At 67.1% G+C, this 21,146-nt stretch carries 22 protein-coding genes; 13 read left to right on the top strand and 9 right to left on the bottom strand.

All coding sequences use genetic code 11. The annotated features are described in order from the left end of the window. Window positions 1-2: 2 nt before the first annotated feature. A complete protein-coding gene (locus BCY78_RS18745) occupies window positions 3-326 on the bottom strand; it encodes a 2Fe-2S iron-sulfur cluster-binding protein (protein ID WP_068304906.1) in 324 nt (107 codons plus the stop codon). Window positions 327-569: 243 nt separating this feature from the next. On the opposite strand from BCY78_RS18745, the gene BCY78_RS18750 reads away from it, so the two are divergent. Continuing rightward, window positions 570-1,043: a peptidoglycan-binding protein gene (locus tag BCY78_RS18750; RefSeq protein WP_158515959.1), complete on the top strand. Its 474-nt coding sequence runs from the start codon at window positions 570-572 to the stop codon at window positions 1,041-1,043. Here the strand turns inward: BCY78_RS18750 and BCY78_RS18755 are convergent, their stop codons facing one another. From BCY78_RS18755 to BCY78_RS18765, 3 genes are all read right to left on the bottom strand, one after another. Continuing rightward, entirely contained in the window at window positions 1,044-3,083 is a 2,040-nt protein-coding gene (locus tag BCY78_RS18755; RefSeq protein ID WP_068304909.1) for a capsular polysaccharide biosynthesis protein, read from the bottom strand. 16 nt (window positions 3,084-3,099) lie between these two features. Beyond that, window positions 3,100-4,248 carry a polysaccharide biosynthesis/export family protein gene (locus BCY78_RS18760; RefSeq protein WP_233499440.1) on the bottom strand — a complete coding sequence of 383 codons (1,149 nt, stop codon included), beginning with the start codon at window positions 4,246-4,248 and terminating at the stop codon, window positions 3,100-3,102. A gap of 269 nt (window positions 4,249-4,517) precedes the next feature. After that, window positions 4,518-5,807 carry a capsule biosynthesis protein gene (locus tag BCY78_RS18765; protein WP_068304912.1) on the bottom strand — a complete coding sequence of 430 codons (1,290 nt, stop codon included), beginning with the start codon at window positions 5,805-5,807 and terminating at the stop codon, window positions 4,518-4,520. Between the two features lie 156 nt (window positions 5,808-5,963). On the opposite strand from BCY78_RS18765, the gene BCY78_RS18770 reads away from it, so the two are divergent. The 4 genes from BCY78_RS18770 to BCY78_RS18785 all read left to right on the top strand — a co-directional run bounded on the left by BCY78_RS18770 (window position 5,964) and on the right by BCY78_RS18785 (window position 9,988). Next, window positions 5,964-6,575, top strand: a complete 612-nt coding sequence (locus BCY78_RS18770) for a riboflavin synthase (RefSeq protein ID WP_068304913.1) — start codon at window positions 5,964-5,966, stop codon at window positions 6,573-6,575. 463 nt (window positions 6,576-7,038) lie between these two features. Then, complete coding sequence (locus BCY78_RS18775; RefSeq protein ID WP_068304914.1) at window positions 7,039-8,037, top strand: aldo/keto reductase; 999 nt, start codon at window positions 7,039-7,041, stop codon at window positions 8,035-8,037. A 202-nt stretch (window positions 8,038-8,239) separates the two neighbouring features. Next, window positions 8,240-9,253 carry a tryptophan--tRNA ligase gene (trpS, locus tag BCY78_RS18780; RefSeq protein WP_068304915.1) on the top strand — a complete coding sequence of 338 codons (1,014 nt, stop codon included), beginning with the start codon at window positions 8,240-8,242 and terminating at the stop codon, window positions 9,251-9,253. 135 nt (window positions 9,254-9,388) lie between these two features. Beyond that, window positions 9,389-9,988, top strand: a complete 600-nt coding sequence (locus BCY78_RS18785; protein WP_068304917.1) for a hypothetical protein — start codon at window positions 9,389-9,391, stop codon at window positions 9,986-9,988. 148 nt (window positions 9,989-10,136) lie between these two features. Here BCY78_RS18785 and BCY78_RS18790 read toward each other — a convergent pair whose 3' ends face one another. Together BCY78_RS18790 and BCY78_RS18795 are read right to left on the bottom strand one after the other, a co-directional pair. Then, on the bottom strand, window positions 10,137-11,690 hold the full coding sequence (locus tag BCY78_RS18790; RefSeq protein WP_068304920.1) for an AMP-binding protein: 1,554 nt from the start codon (window positions 11,688-11,690) through the stop codon (window positions 10,137-10,139). A gap of 83 nt (window positions 11,691-11,773) precedes the next feature. Next, window positions 11,774-12,145: a helix-turn-helix domain-containing protein gene (locus BCY78_RS18795; protein ID WP_068304922.1), complete on the bottom strand. Its 372-nt coding sequence runs from the start codon at window positions 12,143-12,145 to the stop codon at window positions 11,774-11,776. 126 nt (window positions 12,146-12,271) lie between these two features. Between BCY78_RS18795 and BCY78_RS18800 the strand changes: the two genes are divergently transcribed. Continuing rightward, window positions 12,272-12,904: an NAD(P)H-dependent oxidoreductase gene (locus BCY78_RS18800; RefSeq protein WP_068304924.1), complete on the top strand. Its 633-nt coding sequence runs from the start codon at window positions 12,272-12,274 to the stop codon at window positions 12,902-12,904. Between the two features lie 231 nt (window positions 12,905-13,135). Continuing rightward, window positions 13,136-14,809, top strand: coding sequence for a 30S ribosomal protein S1 (gene rpsA / locus BCY78_RS18805; protein ID WP_068304926.1), 1,674 nt, complete (start codon window positions 13,136-13,138; stop codon window positions 14,807-14,809). A gap of 54 nt (window positions 14,810-14,863) precedes the next feature. Here the strand turns inward: rpsA and BCY78_RS18810 are convergent, their stop codons facing one another. After that, the gene (locus BCY78_RS18810) at window positions 14,864-15,766 is read right to left on the bottom strand and encodes a serine hydrolase (RefSeq protein WP_068304928.1); all 903 of its coding nucleotides are present in this window, start codon (window positions 15,764-15,766) and stop codon (window positions 14,864-14,866) included. A 276-nt stretch (window positions 15,767-16,042) separates the two neighbouring features. Here BCY78_RS18810 and ihfB point away from each other — a divergent pair, with 276 nt between their 5' ends. From ihfB to BCY78_RS18825, 3 genes are read left to right on the top strand one after another with little or no spacing between them, the layout of a single operon-like run. Beyond that, window positions 16,043-16,330: an integration host factor subunit beta gene (gene ihfB, locus BCY78_RS18815; protein ID WP_068304930.1), complete on the top strand. Its 288-nt coding sequence runs from the start codon at window positions 16,043-16,045 to the stop codon at window positions 16,328-16,330. A 60-nt stretch (window positions 16,331-16,390) separates the two neighbouring features. Further along, a complete protein-coding gene (locus BCY78_RS18820; RefSeq protein ID WP_068304931.1) occupies window positions 16,391-16,777 on the top strand; it encodes a LapA family protein in 387 nt (128 codons plus the stop codon). Further along, window positions 16,777-17,421 (top strand): phosphoribosylanthranilate isomerase, encoded by a 645-nt coding sequence (locus BCY78_RS18825; protein ID WP_068304934.1) that lies wholly within the window; start codon window positions 16,777-16,779, stop codon window positions 17,419-17,421. The genes BCY78_RS18820 and BCY78_RS18825 overlap by 1 nt, the downstream gene beginning before the upstream one ends. Window positions 17,422-17,439: 18 nt before the next feature. On the opposite strand, the gene BCY78_RS18830 is transcribed toward BCY78_RS18825, so the two are convergent. Beyond that, window positions 17,440-17,706 carry a hypothetical protein gene (locus BCY78_RS18830; RefSeq protein ID WP_068304936.1) on the bottom strand — a complete coding sequence of 89 codons (267 nt, stop codon included), beginning with the start codon at window positions 17,704-17,706 and terminating at the stop codon, window positions 17,440-17,442. A gap of 246 nt (window positions 17,707-17,952) precedes the next feature. On the opposite strand from BCY78_RS18830, the gene BCY78_RS18835 reads away from it, so the two are divergent. The 3 genes from BCY78_RS18835 (at window position 17,953) to BCY78_RS18845 (ending at window position 20,604) form a co-directional block, all read left to right on the top strand. Continuing rightward, window positions 17,953-18,840: an ankyrin repeat domain-containing protein gene (locus BCY78_RS18835; protein WP_083195149.1), complete on the top strand. Its 888-nt coding sequence runs from the start codon at window positions 17,953-17,955 to the stop codon at window positions 18,838-18,840. A gap of 25 nt (window positions 18,841-18,865) precedes the next feature. After that, window positions 18,866-20,098, top strand: coding sequence for a tryptophan synthase subunit beta (trpB, locus tag BCY78_RS18840; protein WP_068304941.1), 1,233 nt, complete (start codon window positions 18,866-18,868; stop codon window positions 20,096-20,098). Between the two features lie 134 nt (window positions 20,099-20,232). Further along, window positions 20,233-20,604 carry a hypothetical protein gene (locus tag BCY78_RS18845; protein ID WP_068304943.1) on the top strand — a complete coding sequence of 124 codons (372 nt, stop codon included), beginning with the start codon at window positions 20,233-20,235 and terminating at the stop codon, window positions 20,602-20,604. A 97-nt stretch (window positions 20,605-20,701) separates the two neighbouring features. On the opposite strand, the gene BCY78_RS18850 is transcribed toward BCY78_RS18845, so the two are convergent. Beyond that, window positions 20,702-21,115, bottom strand: a complete 414-nt coding sequence (locus tag BCY78_RS18850; protein ID WP_068304945.1) for a group III truncated hemoglobin — start codon at window positions 21,113-21,115, stop codon at window positions 20,702-20,704. Window positions 21,116-21,146 lie beyond the last annotated feature (31 nt).

Below are 21,146 nucleotides of genomic sequence, written 5' to 3' on the forward strand. Positions count from 1 at the left end.
GATCAGATCTGCCGCTCAGGCATGCGGACGACAAGACCGTCCAGCGCCGCGGTCACCTTCAGCTGACAGGTCAGGCGCGAGGTGGTCGGATCGGGCTCATACGCGAAGTCGAGCATGTCCTCTTCCATCGGGTCCTTGGCCGGCAGCTTTTCGACCCAGGCGGGGTCGACATAGACATGGCAGGTCGAGCAGGCGCAGGCGCCGCCGCAATCGGCCTCGATGCCTTGCACGCCATTGTCGCGGGCGCCTTCCATGACGGTCAGGCCCTCGGCCACGTCGATGACATGCTCTTTGCCGTCGAACTCGATATAGGTGATCTTGACCATGTGGTCTGCCTGCCTGTGTTCCGTTGCAATCCACGTCCGACATAAGCGATGGACGACGCTTTGAAAAGTGTCGCGGCGGGTCGTGCAAGCAAGGGAGCGGGGGCCGCCGATAAGGTCCTTCGCCGCGAAATGGTGCCGGAGCCGCCCGCGCTTCGCCGTTTCGCTGCCCGGAAATTGCCCCCTTTCGACAACAGATTGCTCCTGAACACGAAACAATGCGCCGAATCGCGCGCTGGGGCTTTCATGCTGCGTCTTGTCCTTCCGCTCTGCCTGACCGCCATTCTGGCTGCCTGCCAGTCCTCGGCGCCCGAGCCCGCGACCCGGGCCGAACCCGCACCCGAAGCCGGTCGCCCGGCCACGATCCCCGACAATGCCTGCTGGACCACCGACCGCATTCCCGCGGTGACCGAGACGACCTTCGTGCCCAGTGGTGCGGATGCCACGCTGGCCCCGCAGGAGCAGGTGATCGCACCCGCGCAGGACCGTCTGTTCGCTGTCCTCTGCCCGGAGCAGGTGACCGAGGATTTCATCGCCTCGCTGCAACGCGCCCTGACCGCGCGCGGCCATTACGGCGGTGCGATCGATGGCGAATGGGGCCCCGAGCTGGCCGAGGCCGTGCGCGGCTATCAGTCGACGCAGGGCCTGAACTCGAACATCCTGTCCCTGGAAGCGGCGCAGCGTCTGGGCCTTGTGCCGGTGCCGCGAGCGGCGCTGTAATCAGCGCCGCCACAGCCAGGCATAGCTGGCAAAAACCCCCTGAAGCTTCGCCAGCGCCCTGAGGCGCGGCGATCCGCGCCCCGTGAGGCCATGCGCCAGCCGCTCGACCGCCAGTTCGGGCGGGCAGGGCTGACGGGTGACCGGGTCCAGATAACGCGGATAGGCGATCAGCGTCGCATGCACCAACTGGTCCAGCGTCGGGCGTGGCTGAACGGCCAGCCGGCGCTCGGGCACCGGGCTGCGATCCTCGGTCAAGCCCCAGCCCGCATAGAAGGGCGCGCCCAGCGTCGTGACCGGCAGGCCCCGCATCAGGGCCTCGAACCCCAGACCCGAGGTCATGGTCCAGACGGCATCCGCCATCCCCAAAGCCTCGGCCGCGTCGACGCGGTCCAGCACCAGATCCGCCAATTCCGCGGCCTCGCCCAAGGCACCGGGCCGCAGACCCGCCTCGATATCGGGATGGGGTTTATACAGCAGGATCGCCTCGGGATGGGCCGCGCGCGTGGCCTCCAGCAAGGCACGGTTGGTCCAGACCTCGCCCGCGCCGAGACGGATCGAGGCATCGTCCTCGACCTGTCCGGGCACGAGGATCACCGTGGCCCCCGGCCGTTCCCCACGCAGGGCCGCAACCCGGGCCTTGGCCTCTCCTGCCGCGCCGCCGAGGTTGTATTTGCTCAGCCCGCTGTCGAGGATCGTCGCCCGCAGCCACAGGGCGCGTTCCTCGGCCGCGGCGTCGAGGGGCGTGGCGATCAGCCGTTCCAGCCGGCTTTCGCGGCTGGGGTCGTAATAGATCCCGAGGTCGTCGACGGCCAGCGAAAGGGGCGGCACCAGCTCGGCCCCCAAGCCCTTCGAGCGCAGGAAGCCATCCTCGACCCGCAACCCGTCGAACCCTTCGGGTGCGCGGGAGGCCCAGGCGAGGGTCGCGCCCTCGTCGCTGAAACGGACCGGGTGGTGTGTGCCGAAGAAGGCCTGCAGATGCGGGCGTTTCCAGCGGCGCATGCCGGCTGCGACATGGCCGGCATGGTCCTGACGATAGACCTTGAGCCGCGCTTCCATCTGGTCGAGCACTTCCTCGAACAGGCACAGCCGGTCGCGCAGCGGGTCGTACCAGACTGGATAGACCAGCATCGCCAGCGCGAACAATTGTACGCGGGTCAGGTCGCGACCGCGGCGGGGCGGCGGGATCTCGTCGCCGCTGAGGCCCCAGCCGGCATAGAAGGGATGGCCGAAGACGCGCGGGCGATGCCCGGCGAGAATGGCCTCGAACCCCATCTGCGACGAGACGGTATAGACCGCGACCGCGCCCTCCAGCAGGGCCTGCGGGCTATGCGCCCCCTCAACGAAAGAGACGCGACCGATGGCGTCTTCGGGCTGGTAATGGCCGGGGCGTTGGCCGCCCGTGGTCTCGGGATGGGCGCGGATCAACACCCGCGCGCCGGGGTTTTCGTCCAGCGCGGCGTTCAGCATGTCGCGGAAGCGGCGATTGATCGCGGCCTCGTCACCGATGCCGCCATGGGTCAGCGAGGCATCGCCGCGCACCTGGTCGACGACGAGCACGTAGCCCGGTTCGGGCGGGGGCAGAGTGGGGTCGTGGGCGTTGTATTTGGACAGGCCAAGGGCGCGCATCCGCTCCAAAGTGCTGCGGGCGCGGGCGATCAGCGGGCCGTCGTCCAACGGATGGGTCTGCAAAAGCAGCTCCAATTCCGACGGCTGGGCGGGATCGTAATGCAGGCCGAGCGCGTCGACGAGCAGGCCCATCGGCGGCTCATTGCCCTGACGACCGGGGTGGAGCGAGCGGATCCAGGCGTCCTCGATCCGCCACAGCGGCGCACCCGAGCGCGCCGCGAGCCATTCGGCGCGCCAGGCACGGGGGCTGTGGCCCCAGGCCACCACGGCATCGCCCGGCGAAGGCCAGCCGGCGCGGGGGCGCGACAGGGACAGGTCCAGAATGCGCCGGATGCGCCGCGCCTGCGCGCCGGGGCCCAGAAAGCCCAGGCTCGCGGCGATCAGGCGGCGGGGCGGCGCGTCCTCATGCTCCATGACGCGGCGAGGACAATCAGCCGCCGCTGCTGGCGCGGTTGTAGGTGGTCACCGCGGTGCCGGTGGCGCTGAGCGTGCCCGACAGCGTGGCGATCTGACGGTTCCACGCCACCGAGGAGGCCTCGGTCACATAGATCGTGTCGCCGTCGCGGATCTGGAAGTCGCGGGCCATGAACATGCCGTTCGGCGCGGTCAGGTCCAGCACATAGACGATCCGGGTGTCGGTCTGCAGGTTCGGCTGGCCAAGAACGTTGCGCGCCACCTCGACGGGTTCGTCGCGGAAGACGAAGACCCCGGTCGGGTCGGCGCGGGTGGCATCAAGGCCGCCGACCTGCGCGAGGGCCTCGATCGCGGTCAGCTGACGCTGGTCGAAGGTCACGAGGGCCTGCTCGCCGGTCGCGCCCAGAACCGTGAAACGGCGCTGGTCGGCCTCGACGAAGATACGGTCGCCGCCGCGCATGGCGATGTCGAGCTGCGGGTATTCGAACAGGTCTTCCAGCCAGATGCGGTCCGTCACCGAGCCGCGCGCGACCGAGACCACGGCGGTCTGGGTCTCGATGCTGACGCCGCCGGCAGTGGCCAGCATGGCGGTCAAACGGCGGTTGGGACGCTCGATCGGATAGACGCCCTGGGCGCCGACGCGGCCGACGACGCTGACGGTCGCGCCGTCACCGCCAGTGCGGCTGACATAGACCTGCGGGTCGGGCGTCTGCTGGTCCAGCTGTTCCGAGATCGCCGAGCGCAGGGCCTCGGGCGACTGGCCGGCGGCCCGAACGCGGCCGGCGAAGGGGACGTAGATGTAGCCTTGGTCGTCGACCTGAAGCTCGGTGAGCTGCGCGCCGCGCGTATCGACGGAGGTCAGCAATCCCTCGGGCACGTTCTCGTAGACGGTCACGGAGACGGTGTCGCCGGTGCGGATGGTGTCGCCGCCCAACAGGCGCGCCTGCCGCAGCGAATCCGAGAAGCCGAGGGCCATGGGCACGTTGGCGGCGCGGTTCACGCGGTCACCGACAGCCACGATATAGGCATTGCCCTCCCGCATGACGGAGCCGGCGAAGATCTCGTTCATGTTGGGGCCGGGGCGCGGCGCGGTACAGGCGCCAAGGGCCACCAAGAGCGCACCGAGCGCCAGCCGACGGGCGCGGCGCGAAGGTCTGACAATCACTGCTCGGGCTCCTTGTATGGATCTGCCTCAAGTTTTTTGTGCAACTATACGCAGAAGCGCGAAAATTTCCAAGTGGGGATGTGCGGCGAGCGTTCCTGTCAGACAACAGGGGCGGGCCATGGGGGCATCGAGCCCCCGGCGGCCCGGCGGAGGCTGCGCCTCCGCGGCGCGTGGCGGTGGGCGGTGCCTGCCTATTTAGCGTCGTGCGCGTGGGTCCGGTGCCGCATCTTGTGGCCCGGTCGCGGTCCATCAGCCCGGGGGACCCGTGGTCAGGGCAGCAGGCGCAGGTGTTGCCGGGGTGCCGCACTGCCGGCGATCAGGGCGTCGTAGGGATCTTCCGGCGACAGGATCATGTCGACGACCTGCCGGAGCAATTGCCGACGACCGGCCGCGGAATAGAAGCCGCCGGGAAGTTGCGAGCTTTCCAGCAGGAATCGGCGATAGTCCCGGTAGGCGCGCAGATCGGGGCGGGTTGGCTGTGCGAAGAATTCGGGCAGATCCTGGGTCGAGACGAACTCGGGCTTGTCATAGACCGCGGCGCCGAAGACCTTCAGCGGCATGCCGCGCCAGAGCACCTGTTGCGCCGCCGTCGAGTTCACGGTCACCGCCGAGCGCGCGTGGTTCAGAAGGCCCGCAAGCTTGCCGCCGCGGATGAAATGGACGCGGTGGGCAACCCCGGCCTCACGGGCGAGGCGGGCGATGTCGGCCTTCAGCTTGGTGCGGCCATCCTCAAGCGGATGGGCCTTGAAGACCAGATGGTGGTGGCGGGGCGCGCCTTCGGCAAAGCCGCGGATAGCGAGCTCAAGGAACTCGGTCATCGTCGAGAAGGGCGAGTGTTGCTGGAAGCTGCTGTCATGCTCCAGCTGCAGCAGGGCAAGGTGATAGGGGAAGCCGCCCAATCGTACCCGCCGCGTGGCGAGCCGCCGTTCGATGGCGTGGAACGGCATGGCCAGCAAGCGCCCGAGGTGCAGGCGGAACTCCTGCCCGACATTCAGCGCGCGGTGGGGGCGGAAGCCGCGGTAGGCACGGTTCGCCAGCAGAATGCGCGCGTGATAGGCGGCGCCGTACCAGACGTGCTGACGCATGTCGCCCCAATGAGCGGGGGCATCGATCAGGTCGGTCTCGACGGTTTCCAGCGCCTTCTGCATCTGTGCCACGCTGAGGTCCATCAAGCGGGAATGCCCGTTCGAGCCACCGCGCTCATAGGTCACCCACCAGGGGCGCAGATAGCCTTCCTCGAAGACATGGACGCGGATCCCGCGGGCCTTGGCGCGGCGAACGGCCTCGGCATGGATGAAGCGGGTGTCGCCGTAGAGGACGAGGTCGGTGATCCCCAGCGCCTCCAATTGCCCGTCAAAGTAGGCGGGCCAATCGTCTTGGGTGCCGGTGAAGGGCAGATAGCCCTCACGCCCCCAATAGGCTTGGTCGCCCCGGTTGAAGCCCACGCGCCAGACCTCGGCCCCCGCCTGACGCAGCATGGCGCCCAGTTCCCGGAAGAAGGGCCCGTGCGGCCCCTGAAGGAAGAGGAAGCGGCGATCGTCGCCGGTGGTGCGGATCATGGGCCTGTGCCTGGTGCTGTTGCCTGCTTATGTCCCGGTTCAAGGCGCCGGATGGGGTGTTCCCCTTGGCGCAAAAGGATGCCAGAGATTGGCCAAGGCATAAACCCCGATGATGGCTGAAAGAAGGCCCGGGGCAGAGACAACGAAGGGGAAGCCATGTTCACCGGAATCATCACCGATATCGGCGAGGTCCTCGCCGTGGAGCAGCGCGGCGACCTGCGGGCGCGGATCGGCACGGCCTATGACGTGGACGGGATCGAGATCGGCGCCTCCATCGCTTGCGACGGGGTTTGCCTGACGGTGGTGGCGCTGGGCCGTGAGCCGATGAACTGGTTCGACGTGGATATCTCGGCCGAGACGGTGATGAAGACCGCGATCGGCCGGAACTCCTGGGCCGTCGGCAAACGTCTGAACCTGGAGCGCGCGCTGAAGGTCGGGGATGAGCTGGGCGGGCATATCGTCTCGGGTCATGTCGACGGCGTGGCCGAGGTGATCGGGATGGTGACCGAAGGGGACTCGACCCGCGTGACCTTCCGCGCTCCCGAGGAGCTGGCGCGTTTCATCGCCCCCAAGGGGTCGGTGGCGCTGAACGGCACGTCGCTGACGGTGAACGAGGTGCAGGGGCGCGAGTTCGGTGTGAACCTGATCCCGCATACGCAGCAGGTCACGACCTGGGGCGACATCGGGGTGGGCGACGCGATCAATCTGGAGATCGATACGCTGGCCCGCTACGTCGCCCGCATGCGCGATTGGGATCAGTCGCTCTGAGGGGAGAGGGGGCGGCCGAACCGCGCTCCCACCCACCCACCCCGCGCGCTTCGGCCGCCCGCGCCGACTTGACTGCCTTCGGCTGTTGGGCAGGTTGCCGTGAGTATTTCACGCAGAGTGATGAGACGTGGGGCGCGCGATGAGGGGCCTTGAGTATTTGTGACAAGGTGAGAATGCCTCGCCACGCTCCTCTCATCTTCGTTCCTGAATTATCCTGGGGGGTGAGGGCCGCCCGGAGGGAGCGCCAGTGGCGCGCCCTTAAGCTCGAACGCCTGAGGCGTAAGCCGAGGGCCGGGAGAGCCCGCAGGGCGAGGGGGGCAGCGCCCCCCCCCCTTCTTCCGTCGCCCGAGACCTGCGTGGCGGAGCCATGCCGGGTGAGGGAGAAACCCCTCCGGCCACTACCCGCCCTTGACCCGCGCCCGCCCGGGCGTCAGGTAAGTCCGGCAACAGACCGGAGAGCTTCATGCAAAAGCGCAGACTGGGATCCTCGGGGATCGAACTCTCGGCCATCGGCTATGGCGCGATGTCCTTCTCGGATTTCTACGGACCCACCAGCGAGGAGGCCTCGCACGCGATCCTCGACCTGATGCGGGAGCGGGGCGTGAGCCATCTCGACACCGCCAATGTCTATGGCGGCGGGCGGTCCGAGCGTTGGATTGGCTCGTATCTGGCGAAGAACCCCAGCGCGCGGGATGAGTTCGTCATTGCCACCAAAGCCTCGATCACCACGGGCGCCGACGGCAAGCGGGCGCTCTCGAATGATCCGGCGCATCTGGAGGCCGAGCTCGACAAGAGCCTTCAGAAGCTTGGCGTCGATCATGTCGACCTGTTCTACATCCACCGTCGCGAGGCCGCCCGGCCGATCGAGGAAGTGGCCGAGACGCTCGCGCGGCTGAAGGCCTCGGGCAAGACCCGCGCGGTCGGTTTCTCCGAGATCGCGCCGGCTTCGTTGCGCCGCGCCGCTGCGGTGACCCATATCGATGCCGTGCAGTCGGAATACTCCTTGCAGACCCGCTCGCCCGAGCTGGGCCTCGTGCAGGCCTGCTCCGAGCTGGGCACGGCGCTGGTGGCGTTCTCGCCGGTCGGGCGGTCGCTGCTCACGGATCACCCGATCCTGCCCGACCGCATCACCGAGATCCCGTTCATGGCCTCGAACCCGCGCTTCCAGCCGGGCAATCACGAGGCCAATCTGAAGATCACCGACGGCTTCCGCGCCCTTGCGGCCGAGATGGGGGAGCCCGCCGCGGCTTTGGCCAATGCCTGGCTTCTGACGCGGGGCGAGCATGTGTTGCCGATCCCCGGCACGCGCTCGGTCGAGCATTTCAAGGAATGTCTGCGCGGGGCCGAGATTACTCTTACCGCCGAGGACGTTGCCCGGATTGAGGCCGTTCTGCCGGTCGGCTGGGCGCATGGCGACCGCTATGACGATGCGCAATGGATCGGGCCCGAGCGCTATTGCTGACTTGAACGGCATCCCCGGGCAGGGTAGGCCCGTCGCATGAAACGCGCGATGTTCCCGACCCAGGCTTGGTGGTGGCTTCCCTCATAGGGCGGCCCGCGCGACATTGCGTTGATGTTTCACAACACAGGGGGCCGCCGCCATGGGCGGCCTTTCGTGTATTCCGGCTTGTCCCTTGCGGTTCCCCGTCTCTCTGAGGACAGCCATGACGACCCTTGATCCCCGACCCGTGATCCTGACCGGCGACCGCACAACCGGCCCGCTGCATATCGGCCATTACGCGGGTTCGCTCAGAAACCGCCTCGCGTTGCAGGACAGCCACCGACAATTCCTGCTGCTCGCCGATACGCAGGCGCTGACGGACAATGCCCATGACCCGGCCAAGGTCCGGCGCAATGTGCTGGAGGTGGCGATGGATTACCTCGCGGTCGGCATCGACCCGGCGAAATCCACGATCTGCCTGCAATCGCACCTGCCCGCGCTGGCCGAGCTGTCGATGCTCTATCTCAACTTCGTCACCGTCGCCCGGCTGGAGCGCAATCCGACGATCAAGGACGAGATCCGCCAGCGCGGTTTCGGGCGCGACATTCCGGCGGGCTTCCTGTGCTACCCGGCGGCGCAGGCGGCCGATATCACCGGCTTTCGCGCCACTGTCGTGCCGGTGGGCGAGGATCAGGCGCCCTTGATCGAACAGACGAACGAGATCGTCCGCCGCATCAACGCCGTCGCGGGCCAGTCCATCCTGCCCGAGGCGCAGGCGCTGATCCCTGAGGCCGGGCGGTTGCCGGGCATCGACGGGCGGGCGAAGATGTCGAAATCGGGCGGCAACGCCATCGCGCTCAACGCCAGCCCTGACGAGATCGCCGCAGCGGTGCGGGCGATGTTCACCGATCCCGGCCATCTACGCGTCTCGGACCCCGGCTGCGTCGAGGGCAATGTCGTCTTCACCTATCTCGACGCCTTCGATCCCGACCGGGCCGAGGTCGAGGCCCTGAAGGCGCGCTACCGGGTAGGAGGCTTGGGCGACACGGTCATCAAGCGGCGGCTCGAAGGAATTCTTCAGGCGATGATCGCGCCGATCCGGGCGCGGCGGGCCGCTCTGGCGAAGGACCTCGGCTACGTCCTCTCGGTGGTGCGCGAGGGGACTGAACGCGCCCGCGAGCGGACCGAGGAAACCAAGGCGCAGGTGATCGAGGCGCTGGGCCTGTTTCGGCTGTGAGGGGCTGGGGCGTCGCCGCGAGGGGGCGCCCGGTCACCGGCCCTCCGGGGCGGATGTGCGCAATTGTCGGGACTTGGCAATCTGTTGACAAGGAAACTCGTGGTGCCTTGGGCCTGTTGCGTAAGAGGTGTGACCATGAGTTTCGGCATTTCGTCCTATCAGACCGGCGCGCAGATCGCGCTGAAACTGCTCGGCTCCAGCGGTGCCTATGGGCAGGGGGCTTTGGCTTTCGGGTCGCAGGTCATGGCCAAGGCGGGCGCGGAGGCGACGGCGCCTGAGAATGCCAGCAAGCTCGTCCTCAGCGCGAAGGCCGCGCGCGATTACTTTGGCGCGGGCTCCGAGATCGCGCGGGCAGTGTCGGGGTTGGGGGATAGTGTGCAGATCAGCTATTCCGGGCTCGACGTGCCGCAGGACAAGGAGGCCTTCCGCCAGAAGGCCTTGGCCTATCTGAAAAGCGCCGAGGCCGGGTATGATGCCCGCTATCCCGAACATGCCGAGTTCCTGCAAAAGCTCAAGGAGGGGAAGGTGATCGTCCAGACCGTGGACGAAACGCCTGAATTGAACTGGCAGCCGGATGTCGGCTGGGCGGTCTATCGGGATGGCTATCCGCAGGGCGGCGGGATCACCTCGCAGCCGATCGGCGATCAGGCGCTGTTTGACGCACAGGAGGCGACGCGGTCGCAGCATGTCGGCTCGATCGGTGGGCAGTATTTCTACGCCTATTACGAGCGGTGACGCAGGGGGCAGGCCTGCGGGATCGGTGCGTGCGAGGGCGTGCCGTGCGCGATGGTCTTTGACCTCACGCGGTGATCGCGGAGGGCAGGTGTGCTGACGGGGCCGTTCGGCGGCGAGTGGGCGCCACCCGAGGCGGCGCCCGTAATGGTCAGGCGGTCGCGCTGACCTTCTCACGCAGCATCCGGCGCAGGATCTTGCCCGAGGTGGATTTCGGGATCGCCTCGACCACCTCCAGCCGTTTCACCTGCTTGTAATGCGCGATCTCCTTGTCGAGGAAGGCCTGCACTTCGGCCAGGGATGGCGGGTTGGCCGAGACGATGAAGGCCATCGGCACCTCGCCCGCGTCGGCGTCCTGCACGCCGATCACGGCGGCATCGGCGATGGCGGGGTGGGTCACCAGCAGGGCCTCAAGCTCGGCGGGCGCGACCTGGAAGCCCTTGACCTTGATCAGCTCCTTCAGCCGGTCGGTGATGAACAGGTAGCCATCCGCATCGAAATGGCCGATGTCGCCGGTCCGCAGCCAGCCGCCCTCGACGATCGTGTCGGCCGTGGCCTTGGCGTTGTTGAGATAGCCCTTCATCACCTGCGGGCCCTTGATCCAGATCTCGCCATCCTGACCGGGCTCGGCGTCCCTCATCGTCTCGGGATCGACGATCCGGCATTCGGTGTTGGGGATCGTCTGGCCCGAGGCCCCGGCGCGGCCCTTGCCCTTGGGCGAGACATGGCTGACGGGGCTGAGTTCCGTCATGCCGTAGCCCTGCGTCGCGGCGGTGCCGAGGCGCTTGCCCATGGCCTCGGCGACATCGGCGCCAAGGGGGGCAGCGGCGGAATTGACCTGCACAAGCGACGAGAGGTCGAACTTGTCGACGAGCGGATGTTTGGCCAGCGCCAGCGCCACCGGCGGCACGATCCACATCCGCGGCGTCCGATGCGTCTGCGACAGGGTCAGGAACATCTCCAGATCGAAGCGCGGCATGGTCACCAGCGTCCCGCCCGAGGCGAGGTAGAAGTTCATCAGCACCTGCAGCCCGTAGATATGGAAGAAGGGCAGGAAGGCGACCGTCGTCTCGCCCGGCTGCAACACCGACAGCGCCAGCGCCTGATCCATGTTGGTGACGAGGTTGCGATGGGTCAGCATCACCCCCTTCGGCAGCCCGGTCGTGCCCGAGGAATAGGGCAGGCAGACCACATGCTCCTCAAGATCGACCGCCACCTGTTCCGTCAGTGGCGCCCCCATCATGTCGCGCAGCGCCGTGACGCCAGTGGCCGCGCCGTCGATCAACACGATCTCGCGCACCTTGGTTCCGGCAACGGCCTGCCGCGCGGTGTCGAGGAACATGGAGATCGTCACCAACAGCTCGGCGCCCGCGTCCTTTAGCTGATGGTTCAGCTCATGCGCGGTATAGGTGGGGTTGACTGTGGTCACCGTCCCGCCGGCCCAAGCGACGGCGTGGAAGACGGTGACGAACTCGGGCAGGTTGGGCGCCATTAGGGCCACGCAGCTGCCCTTGCCATAGCCCCGGCTGACCAAGCCGCCGGCCAGCGACCGCACCCCGCCGAGGAATTGCGCGCCGGTGACCTCGCGCCCGGTGGGGCCGTCGATCAGCACGATGCTGTCGGGGTCGATCCCCTCGAAAACGGCCTGGGTGATCGTCAGATCCCGGATCGGCACATCGGGATAGGCGCTGCGAATGATGGTCATGTTGGTTCCTCCCGCCCGTGAGACTATCACCGGCTTGGCGTAACGGAAGGAATTTCAGCGGCTTGCGGGTGTGTGGCCGGAGGTTACCCGGCCTGTTCGACCTCAGCATCGAAACTGGCGCGGGCCGCGTCGATGTGATCGAGGTTCGCCAAGGCCCAGTCAGTCAGCGCCCGCACCGGCCCGCGCAGGCTGTGGCCGAGGGGCGTCAGCTCGTATTCCACACGTGGCGGGATCTCTGGGTAGTAGTGGCGCAGCACCAGCCCGTCGCGCTCCAGATTGCGCAGCGTCAGGCTGAGCATCCGCTGCGAGATCCCCAACTCCCGCTTCAGCGCGTTGAAGCGCACCGGCCCGTCGCGCAGGGCATAGATCACCAGCATGCTCCAGCGGTCCCCCACGCGCGAGAGCACGTCATTGATCCGTTGGCATTGGCCGCAGCCGTGAACGACATCCTTCATCGCTGGTTCCCTTCCTGTGACCGGGTGACCCGAATGTGCCTTCTTGAAGCTCTCTGACAGTATCATATATCCACCCGGTTACAAATCAATACCACCCCGGGACCGGGGGACTGAAGGAGACACCCCATGCTTATCGACCGGCTCAACTGGCGCTATGCCACGAAGAAGATGGACCCGAGCCGCGCTGTTCCCGAGGAGGCCGTCGAGCGCATCCTCGAAGCCGCCCGCCTCGCCCCGACCTCGAGCGGGCTGCAGCCCTTCGAGATCATCGTGGTCACCAACCCCGAGACCCGCGCCCAGATCCGCGCTGCCGCCTATGATCAGGCGCAAATCACCGATGGCTCGCATCTGCTGGTTTTCGCGGCCTGGGACAATTACACCGACGCTCGGATTGACGCCGTGGTCGAGCAGATGGGTGCCGAGCGCGGCGGCGTGAGCGAGGCGCTGACCGCCTATTACGACCGCCTGAAAGGCATGTATCTGCCGCGCACGGCGGAAGAGAACTTCAACCACGCCGCACGTCAGGCCTATATCGCCTTCTCGGCCTCGGTGACGGCTGCCGCCTTCGAAGAGGTCGACGCGACCCCGATGGAGGGCTTCGAGACCGACAAGGTCGACGAGATCCTCGGGCTGCGGGCGCGCGGTCTTCGGTCGGTCACTCTGTTGCCGCTGGGTTACCGCGATGCCTCGGGCGACTGGCTGCTGAGCATGAAGAAGGTCCGCCGCCCGATGGACACGCTGGTGACCCGCGTCGCCTGACCCCTCGGCCCCCTGTGAAAGGGGCCGGAAGGGGGGCGGCGCAGACCCGCTGCCGGGCCGGGTTTTCCCTTGCCATAAAGGCTTTGCAGGTCTATAGCCGCCCCCATCCCGAGGCATGGTTGCAACGGGCGTCCGCTTGGGCGTCCGTTCTTGCATGAGACTGAGGGCAGTCAAAGACCGGCGGAGCCAACCGTCAGGCCAGTGAAACAGACCCATAAGGAACTGATTTATATGAGCAATGCTATGGCTGAATTCGAAGCCCTCCTGCAGGAGAGCTTCGAGATCGACACCCCGCAAGAGGGCAGTGTCGTCAAAGGTAAGGTTATCGCCATCGAGGCGGGCCAAGCCATCATCGACGTCGGCTACAAGATGGAAGGCCGTGTCGAGCTGAAAGAATTCGCAAACCCGGGTGAAGCCCCCGAAGTCGCCATCGGCGACGAGGTCGAGGTTTACCTGGAGCGCGTCGAGAACGCCCGCGGCGAAGCCGTCGTGAGCCGCGAGAAAGCCCGCCGCGAAGCCGCCTGGGACCGCCTGGAGAAGGCCTACGAGGCCGAGCAGCGCGTCGAGGGTGCGATCTTCGGCCGCGTCAAGGGTGGCTTCACCGTCGACCTCGGCGGCGCTGTGGCGTTCCTGCCCGGCTCGCAGGTTGACGTGCGCCCCGTGCGCGACGCTGGCCCGCTGATGGGTCTGAAGCAGCCGTTCCAGATCCTGAAGATGGACCGTCGCCGTGGCAACATCGTTGTCTCGCGCCGTGCGATCCTCGAAGAATCGCGTGCCGAACAGCGCGCCGAAGTCATCGGCAAGCTGGCCGAAGGCCAGGTGCTGGATGGTGTCGTCAAGAACATCACCGAATACGGTGCGTTCGTTGACCTCGGCGGTGTCGACGGCCTGCTGCACGTCACCGACATGGCCTGGCGCCGCATCAACCACCCGTCCGAAGTCCTGTCGATCGGCCAGAACCTCAAGGTTCAGGTCATCAAGATCAACAAGGAAACCCACCGCATCAGCCTCGGCATCAAGCAGCTGCAGGCCGATCCGTGGGATTCGGTCGAGCAGTCCTACCCGCTGGGTTCGGTCCACAAGGGCCGCGTGACCAACATCACCGACTACGGCGCGTTCGTCGAGCTGGAGCCGGGTGTCGAAGGTCTGGTCCACGTCTCGGAAATGAGCTGGACCAAGAAGAACGTCCATCCGGGCAAGATCGTCTCGACCTCGCAGGAAGTCGAAGTCATGGTCCTCGAGATCGACAGCGCGAAGCGTCGCGTCTCGCTCGGCCTCAAGCAGACCCAGCGCAACCCGTGGGAAGTGTTCGCCGAGAACCATCCGTCGGGCTCGACCATCGAGGGCGAAGTCAAGAACATCACCGAATTCGGTCTGTTCATCGGTCTCGACGGCGACATCGACGGCATGGTTCACCTGTCGGACCTGTCGTGGGATCAGCGCGGCGAGGAAGCCATCCAGCAGTACCGCAAGGGCGACGTCGTCCAGGCGGCCGTTCTGGAAGTCGACGTCGAGCGCGAGCGTATCTCGCTGTCGATCAAGGCTCTGGGCGCCGACACCTTCTCGGATGCGGTTGACGGCGTGAAGCGCGGTTCGATCATCACGGTCGAAGTGACCGCGATCGAGGACGGCGGCATCGAAGTCGACTACAACGGCATGAAGGCCTTCATCCGTCGTTCGGATCTGGCCCGTGACCGTGCCGACCAGCGCCCCGAGCGCTTCGGCACCGGTGACAAGGTCGACGTCCGCGTCACCTCGGTTGACTCGAAGACCCGCAAACTGGGTCTGTCGATCAAGGCTCGCGAGATCGCCGAAGAGAAAGAAGCTGTCGAACAGTACGGCTCGTCGGATGCCGGCGCTTCGCTGGGCGACATCCTCGGCGCTGCTCTGCGCGGCAACAACTGATCCCGGATCGGTTGAACGCATCGGAAAGGCCCCGCTTCGGCGGGGCCTTTTCCTTTAGGTGCTGAGGGACAGGGCGATCCGGGCGGCCTCCAGTTCGGCTGGTCCCTCGTCCGGGCCATGGGCGAAGACGGCGACGCTGGGGGCATCCGGCAGATCGGGGAAGTGATAGGCGGCATTGCTGCTGAACGGCCCGGCGCCACTATGTCCGATCGCTCGTCCGGCCTCGCCCATCTCTCCGTTCATCAAGCCCGGCGAATAGCCGCAGCGCGTCCAGGACCGACCGGGCAGGGCGCCGCCGAGCGGACGGGCCCTCAACATCTCGACCATCGTCGCCGGCTCCAGCAATTGGCCGGTGAACAGCCCGTGGATCAGTCGCGCTGCCGCCTCGGCCGTGCCGGTCAGGCAGCGGTGATAGACCCAGCCGGGATCATAGTGCCGTGCTTTCGGCCAGTGCAGGTCGGCGAAATCCGCCGGTCCCTCGGTAAGCCGCAACGCGGTCAGGCCGAGCGGCCGTGCGATCCCCTCAGTGATCAGCGCGGCCAGCGGCTGGCCCGTCGCGCCCTCGACCGCTTCCAGCGCCAGCATCGAGCCGATGTTGGAATAGGCCCAACCCGCGCCCGGTGCGAAAAGCCGACCCTGCGGCAGCGCCTGTGCCAGCATCGTTGCGCGGGGCCACGCGCGCTGCCCCTCGGCCACGGCGGCTTTGTAGGCGGGCAGGGGGCCGTAGTCGGGCAACCCGGCGCTGTGGTCGAGCAACTGGCGCAGGCTGTAGGGCGCGGCGTCATCGACAGGGGGCAGGGGCGCGTCCAACGCGATCCGACCAGCCTCAACCGCCTGCAGGGCGGTGATGGCGATGGCGGTCTTGGTCACGCTCCAGAACGGAAAGCGCGCGGCCGGATCGCCTGACGTGCTGGAACGGCCGGAACGGGTGATCCAGAAGGCATGGAACCGGGTCATGGGGGCGAGGCTATCGGAAGCGGGCGGGGCGGCAAAGTGTCGCCCGTGTGTTGCTGTGGCAACCCGGCCGATTCGCGCGGGGGCTGCAATGGAGGAGGGGGATGACGGGGCGGAAGCTGCCTGAGAATTGCCCCCGTGCGGCGGAGTTTCGGCGCAAACCATCGGATTTGCATAGTTTTTATTGCCGAGGCTGGAATCCGGCCTATAGTCATCGCACCGAGGGTTTCCGCTGCTGGGGCCCGTGCCAGACCATCCGGTACCACTTTGGGGGGGGCCATGATCCGTTCGGAACTGATCCAGAAGCTTGCCGAAGCCAATCCGCATCTGTACCAGCGCGATGTCGAGCGCATCGTGAACACCTTCTTCGACGAGATCATCGAAGCCCTTGCCCGCGGAGAGCGCGTCGAGCTTCGGGGCTTTGGGGCCTTTTCGATCAAGCAACGCGATGCGCGCACCGGACGGAACCCGCGCACGGGTGAGACGGTTGATGTCGAAGAGAAATGCGTGCCCTTCTTCAAGACCGGCAAACTGCTGCGCGACCGACTGAACGGCGACGCCTCGTAACCTATCGCGCCCGGCTTGCTGCAAGTGACGGGCGCCTGTGCCCGGAAGCGACCTGAGACCATGAAATATCTTCGTTACGCCCTTCTGGCTGTTGTCCTGCTGCTGTGCGTCACGGTGGCGCTGGCCAATCGTGAGCCGGTGACCTTGGCCCTGTGGCCCGACACCGTCACCGCCTTCCTCGGGTTCGGCTATGCGCTGACCCTGCCGCTGTTCGTGATCATCGGGCTGGCCGTGGGCTTTGGTCTGGTGCTGGGTCTGGTCTGGGAATGGCTGCGCGAGCGCTCGATCCGCGTCGAGGCCAAGCAAAACCGGCGCGAGTTGGACCGCATTCGGGCCGACCAGCCCTCGACCGCCGCCCCGACCCCGGCCGCCCCTGCGACGCAGGCGGGCCGCAACGCCGCCGCGCGTGAGCAGGTCCTCGCGATCCTCGAGTCCAAGGAAGGCTGATGCCCGCCGATACGCGTGTGAAGATCTGCGGGCTGACGCGCCCGCAGGATGTCGAGGCATTGGTCGCGGCCAAGGCGGCCTATGGCGGTCTGGTCTTTTTCCCCAAATCCCCGCGCGCGGTCAGTATCGAGCAGGCGCGCGCTTTGGCCGTCGCCTTCCCGCCCGAGCTGGCCTCGGTCGGGCTGTTCGTCGATCCTGATGATGCGTTGCTGGAGGCCGTAATGGCCGAAGTGCCGCTGTCCATCCTGCAGCTGCACGGCAAGGAAACGCCCGAGCGCGTGTCCGAGCTGCGCGCGCGCTACGGTCTGCCGGTGATGAAAGCGGTGGGGGTGGCCTCGGCCGAGGATCTGCCGGCGCTGGCCGACTACGGCCGGGTCGCGGACATGCTGCTGGTTGATGCCAAGGCGCCCAAGGATGCGGTGTTGCCGGGCGGCAATGGCTTGGCCTTCGACTGGCGACTGATCGCCGGGCGGCGCTGGCCGGTGCCATGGATGCTGGCCGGTGGGCTCACGCCCGAGAATGTTCGCGACGCCATCGCCCTGACCGGCGCGCGGCAGGTGGATGTCTCGTCAGGCGTGGAAAGCGCGCCGGGCGTCAAGGATGCGGACGCCATTGCGCGTTTCGTGGCGGCGGCGACAGCCTGAGGCTGTCGCCCGCGGGTCTCAGTCCGAAATCGTCCATTCCTGTACCGGCTTCTCGCCGGCTTCCATCGCGGCGATCTGGCGGCGCGACGGGCTGCCCGTGGGCGCGCCGGCCTTGTCGGCAGGCAGCGTGACGGTGACGGTCACGCCGCTCAGTTGCCGGCCGACCGGCATCAGAACGGCGGAACCGGTGGCGGTGGAAAGCGGGGGGGTGGTCGTCTGGGCAGCGTGGGCGCTGTAGGCCAGCGCGGTGCCCATGGCGATCGCAAGAAGCGTCAGGCGCAGCATGGGAGGTCTCCGTGTCGGGGGCCGCTCTGTCGAAGGCGGCTGTTGCGGGACAAACGCGCGAGGGGGCGTTCCGGTTTCACGCTTCGGTGATTTTCCTGTGAGGCGGTGCGGAATTTCGCGCATCTTGCAGTCGCCACGCTGTGGCGGGCGATTCGAAAATCGCGTCGTATCAAAGCATTGGCGGCCTCAGTCTTGCGATAGATCAGTCCCCTTGATTAACCGCTGACCTGACTTATCCTCACGCGCATGTCGCCGAATGATAAGCCGGGCCAACGCGAGAAGGGCCAAGAGCTGGGGAATGATCGTCCCCTCGTCAGCGATTCCGAGCACGATGCGTCCTCAGCCGCCGGTTCTTCGCCGGGTGGTCCGCCTGACTTCGGGTTGGGGGGGCGCCCTCCGTCGGGCCGGATGCGCGCGACGCCACCCCGGCAGATCGGTGGCTGGCGCGTCGGGCTGGCTCTTGCCGCGTTCCTCGCCGCAGGCGCCGGAGCCTGGGCCTTCTTCGGCAACTGGCGGTCCTCCGACCTGTCGGACCCCGTGGCGCTGGACCGCGCGTTGCGGATGGCGATTGTCGAATGCCGTGCGGCGGATGTGCGTCTGTTGATCGCACGGGGGGCCGATCCCAACCGCGTCGCCCCGCCGCCGTCGGAGATGTCACCCGGCAGCCCCGCGCCGGGGACCTTGCCGCTGCAATCCCATTCCCGCTGTGCCTCGCCTGCGACCTTGCAGGCCTTGCTGGAGGGCGGGGCCGATCTGGCGCCGCATCTGCGCCGTCTGGCGGATCTGGCGATGATGCCGCCGCGCCCCTCCGTCATGGCGTGGCTGTTGCAGCACGGGCTGGACCCGAACCTGCAATGGCGCAACCTCGAAGGGTGGGAGACCCTGCTGCACCGCGCGGCGCGGCTGGGGCAGGCGGCGCTGGTCGAGGTCCTGTTGCAGCACGGCGCCGATCCGCAGGGACGCGACAGCGAGGGGCTGACGCCGCTGGGACGGATCGAACAGAGCATCGCCAACGCCAATCGGGCTGAAGCCGCTGATCCGGACCCGGACCGCGCGCGTATCGAGGGGACGGAGCCCCGGGAACGCTATGCCGCGGTCATTGCCTTGTTGCAGGAGGCAGGCGGAACGGAGTAGGCAGGGGCAAGCGAAGAGGGATCCCATGCCTGACGATCTGATGAATTCCTACATGACCGGCCCGGACGAGACGGGGCGTTTCGGCATCTTCGGGGGACGTTTCGTCTCGGAGACGCTGATGCCGCTCATTCTGGAGCTGGAAGCTCAATACGAGCACGCCAAGACCGACCCGAGTTTCTGGGCCGAGATGGACGATCTGTGGAAGAACTACGTCGGTCGTCCCTCGCCGCTGTATTTCGCCGAGCGCATGACCGAGGAGCTGGGCGGCGCGAAGATCTACCTCAAGCGCGAGGAGCTGAACCACACCGGCGCGCACAAGATCAACAACGTGCTGGGGCAGATCCTGCTGGCGCGGCGGATGGGCAAGGAGCGCATCATCGCCGAGACCGGCGCGGGCCAGCATGGCGTGGCCACCGCCACCGTCTGCGCCAAGTTCGGCCTCAAGTGCATCGTCTACATGGGCGCCACTGACGTGGAGCGTCAGGCGCCGAACGTGTTCCGCATGAAGCTACTGGGCGCCGAGGTGATCCCGGTGACCTCGGGCCGCGGCACGCTGAAGGACGCGATGAACGACGCCCTGCGCGATTGGGTGACCAATGTGCGCGACACCTTCTACTGCATCGGCACGGTGGCGGGTCCGCACCCCTATCCGGCCATGGTCCGCGATTTCCAGGCCATCATCGGCAAGGAAACCCGCTGGCAGCTGGAAGAGCAGGAAGGCGAGGGCCGTCTGCCCGACACGATCGTCGCTGCCGTCGGCGGTGGCTCGAACGCGATGGGCCTGTTCCACCCGTTCCTTGACGACAAGTCGGTGAACATCATCGGTGTCGAGGCCGGTGGCCATGGCGTCGACGACCGGATGGAGCATTGCGCCTCGCTGACGGGCGGGCGCCCGGGCGTGCTGCACGGTAACCGGACCTATCTGCTGCAGGACGAGGATGGTCAGATCCTCGAAGGGCATTCGATCTCGGCGGGGCTCGACTATCCGGGCATCGGGCCGGAACACAGCTGGCTGCACGATATCGGCCGGGCGAAATATGTCTCGATCACCGATACCGAGGCGCTGGAAGCCTTCCAGTTCTGCTGCCGCACCGAGGGCATCATCCCGGCGCTTGAAAGCAGCCACGCGCTGGCGCATGTGATGAAGATCGCGGGCGACCTGCCGAAAGAGCATATCATCGTCATCAACCTCTCGGGTCGGGGCGACAAGGACATCTTCACCGTCGCCAAGCATCTGAACGTCGAGATGAAGATCTGAAGCCTCGCTCTCGGCAGGCTTTCGCTGACACGGCCCCGGGGGAGACCTCGGGGCCGTTTCCGTTGCGCTTGCGGCGGAACAGGCAGGGGGGCGGTGCGTTGGTTTCGGCCCTGACCGAGCTGAGGAGAACCCTGATGCGCGCCTTCGATCTGCCTGCCGTAACCCTTGCCCTGCTGCTGCCCGCCACGGTCGGCGCCTTCGCTGTCTGGCCACAGGCCGGATTGGCGCAGGTTGGGGGCGAGGAGGAGGTCGCGCCGTCCTCTGTTGATGCGCTGCTGGAGGCCGAGGCCTTGGCCGAAGCGTTTCGCAGCTCGGGCTGGGATGCGGTCGAGGCGACGGAGGGTGAGGGCGGCATCACCATCGAAGCCCGCCGTGGGGGCGCGATGCTGATTGCCGTGCGCTATGACCCGATGAGCGGGATGGTCACCGCGATTGCGATCGAGAATGCGGATGGACGGCCTGTGCTGGTGCCCGGCGCGACGCTGACCCCGGCGGCGTCGCTGTAAGCGGCCCGCGCCCGGTGCCGACCCGACGCTCCCGCCCGCCCACCCCGCGCGGTTCGACCCCGGTCGCGGGCAGCCGTTGAGGGCATCGAAGAGGGGGTCAGCTTAAACGGGGGCCGTCGCGCAGGTTCGGAATGCCGCGGGTCGAGCTTTCCACCAAGCCGGCGCGCAGGCCTTGGCCGATCCGGTGCGCCAAGGCCGACCATGCCTCGGCCTGCTCGGGGCGCAGGTTGCGGCGCAGCACCATGTCGAACAGGCCCAGCCAAGGCTCGAACATGCCGGGGCGGACATTGCCGGCGGTCTTGTGCACCTGCATCGGATTGCCGTCATAGCTGCGCTCGAACAAGATCGCGTTGCGCCAGAAGCCGGCGATCTTGGCCTCATGCGCGGGCCAGTCGGTGACATGCGCGGCAAAGACCGGGCCAAGGCCGGGATGTTGGCGCACAAAGGCGTAGAAATCGGCGACGACGGCGTCGATTTCCTCGGCGGTGATGGGGAAGCGCGGTTCGATCATCCTGCCGTTGTGCACTCGACACGCAGGCGAT

The sequence above is a fragment of the Pararhodobacter sp. CCB-MM2 genome (genome assembly GCF_001691415.1).
Taxonomy (GTDB): Bacteria; Pseudomonadota; Alphaproteobacteria; order Rhodobacterales; family Rhodobacteraceae; genus Pararhodobacter.